Annotated in this window: 3 protein-coding genes; all 3 read right to left on the reverse strand. The window is 36.2% G+C overall.

Annotated elements, in window-relative coordinates; all coding sequences use genetic code 11:
• Positions 1–328, reverse strand: a 328-nt coding sequence (locus tag A7D23_RS10300) for a hypothetical protein (protein ID WP_348980999.1), incomplete at its 3' end; no start/stop codon positions are given.
• Positions 329–527: 199 nt separating this feature from the next.
• Complete coding sequence (locus A7D23_RS10305; protein ID WP_019226598.1) at positions 528–1,067, reverse strand: DUF1697 domain-containing protein; 540 nt, start codon at positions 1,065–1,067, stop codon at positions 528–530.
• A 230-nt stretch (positions 1,068–1,297) separates the two neighbouring features.
• A complete protein-coding gene (locus tag A7D23_RS10310; RefSeq protein ID WP_019226597.1) occupies positions 1,298–2,542 on the reverse strand; it encodes a hypothetical protein in 1,245 nt (414 codons plus the stop codon).
• Between the last annotated feature and the right edge of the window lie 141 nt (positions 2,543–2,683).

The following is a 2,683-nucleotide window of genomic DNA, read 5'->3' on the forward strand; positions in this document are numbered from 1 at the left end:
CTAAAGAAACAAGTAATTTGCGTTCTATAAGGTTATCCCGCAATCTAGAGAAAAGTGAAGCTGGAGTAAATACCCTATCTTCTTGTACGTGTTTCTGCATAGATTGCGTATCTTTTTGATTGAGACCAGCTTTTAGACCAAGATTGAGAAAAGCAAATACATTCTTTGTACCCACTTCCCCAGATATTTCGCTATTGCTACCTTTCTCATCAGACTCGGCCTTCTTGATAGTTTGCAATTGAGAAAATCCACCTTCAACGATGGCTAGAAGGTCAAAAACTATTCTCTGATTAAGATAAATAGGTATTGCTAAACGTCTTCCTTCCAATTTAACTCCTCCTTATACTACACCGAAAGGCACAAAGGCACTATATCAGATATCGTTCAGCCATTCACGAAGCGTCATATTACATATATCAATTCCATGTTTCGGGAATGGCGTGTTAAATGAAGTTGGTCGCCCCCATATCCAGGGGGTGACAGGATGTCGACCCCGTAAATTCCCCAAAAAGTTCTCATCTTACATTTTATGATTGTGCCATTTCCAATAACTTCTTTGTTGTATTTGCATTTCGAATTGTAATACTTTGATATGCTTTTGTTCCGACTATCTTTGACCACCGGGTTCTAGAAAATGTTTTTAATGGAGCTGACCAAAATATAATCTCTTTATAAGCATAAAGTTGTTCATACTCCGGCTTCATTTTTCCTGCATCCGCAATAATTTCTTCCGCTGTGGCAGGTTGGATTACAAATATGGCATTATGTTTCGAGTTTTGATCATATCCCCACCAATCAGGTACATTCTCTAATGCCTCTTTCAATGTATTAACATCAATCAATGCTATGCCAATAGGAAAGTCAAATTTCTTCTTCAGAATATCATTGCAATAACTTGATAGATCTATGATACTTTGTTCTTCACTGTCAAAGATGACATTACCACTATTAATATAGGTCCGCGTATTTAGAAAACCTGCATTCTCGAAACAGTTTTTCAAATCATGCATAGAAACTTTGTTTTTTCCGCCAACATTTATTCCTCGGAGCAGTGCAATATATTTCATAAAAAAAGACTCCTCTATAATCTTTTGCAACAATATTAAGCTTGTTCTATTAACCCGCGCCAGGACGGCCCGGCCTTGCGACCAATTTCATTCAACGTCCCGGCAGTTCCCGAAGCGTCATACTACATTCATATATTCTAAGTTTTGGGAACTGCCTGTTAGGCGATGGACCATGCCCCTCGAAGCCAAGCCGCCACGGATGGCGGCCATGCAAAAATATTTCGCTAACCTTAATATAACCGAATCTGCCCTTTGTAAAGCCAATCAGGAACAGAGTATCCTTGAACTTTTGGATGGTTAGCAAGAATTAATCTAATTGTCCTAACGGCTGTATAAGACTCTTCAATAAGTTCATTTTGCATAATATGGTAGCGTTTATCAAAATTATCTTTTTCTACAGCATGAGCTGGTTTCTGTCTCTCTTTCCTTACTTTTCTTAGAGTTGAGAAAAGTTGTTTAGTTGGTTCAGGGTCTCTTGGTCTAAAATTATTAGTAATCCATTCCTCAAGCAAAGAAATAGTTCCCCGCTGCCGGGTTTCAATTTTTCCATCTTTTCTTTTTATCTCTTCTGTCAAGAGTATGTCATTCTTGAAAAAATCCTTGTTAATATTATCTGACATCATTTTGTCAAGAACATGTACAAAATTATTATAGTTATTTAATGTAGGCCTAAGAAAAACGCCAAAATCTTTGGGTCGATTTCTTTTAAAATCTTCCTTAAACAAACTTGGCTTACCAATTAATTCACACATTTTATTAATCACATATAATTCTTCAATAAATGCGATAAATATCGATACATTATCAGCCCAATGTCCAAGGGTATTTTTTAGATAGTCTATATTTTGGTAACAATCCTCTTTTGTCTCGAATAATTTCCAGTATTTTTGTTGATCTGGTGTTAAATCATTAAGATATCTAAGATAAACAATAACAAACCTCTCATGTTGATTATTATAAGCTAGGCCAAAAGTGTCCAAAAAGAATCCTTCGCCAAGTTCTTTATCATATTCATCCATACTATGTATACTTCCAGAATAATCATCATTCTGAACAACGTACCTAGGGTCGTTCAAATACTTTTCTAAAATAGTTAAATCAAAATATACTGGTTCGAATTGCGGCTCCCCTAAAAATAATCTTCTTGAATATGGCTTCCCTCTATATTTGCTTGCTTTTTTGAATTCCTTCAAACATTTAGCCGTTGGGTATGCACATATACCATCAAGTGATTCAGACATCAATTTCTTTATCTGTTCTTGTGGTTCAAGGTCTGGAAAGGCTTTTATATGAGGATTTAAAAATACGGTCGAAAATGTTAGTGTTACTAATCCGTCCAGAATCAATGAGCTAAGTTGATTTAATATCTCTGAAGTATCACTTGTTCTCAATATTTGTGACACCGGTATGCCATTATAATCCAAAGAATCAATATAAAAATCTACAATAGACCTTAGGGTACCTTCATATAACAATTTCTCTCAACCTCTCTCGCACCAAAATAGCACCATAGCTAATCCTGAACATTCCGCCCATGGAGGGGGCGGTCTTTGCATGGTCTTTCGCCTAACTACGGTATTCCCGAACTAAGTTCGTATATACCTCTTTTTTGATGG

Origin of the sequence: Dehalobacter sp. TeCB1, assembly GCF_001707455.1 — a bacterium.
Classification (GTDB): domain Bacteria; phylum Bacillota; class Desulfitobacteriia; order Desulfitobacteriales; family Syntrophobotulaceae; genus Dehalobacter; species Dehalobacter restrictus.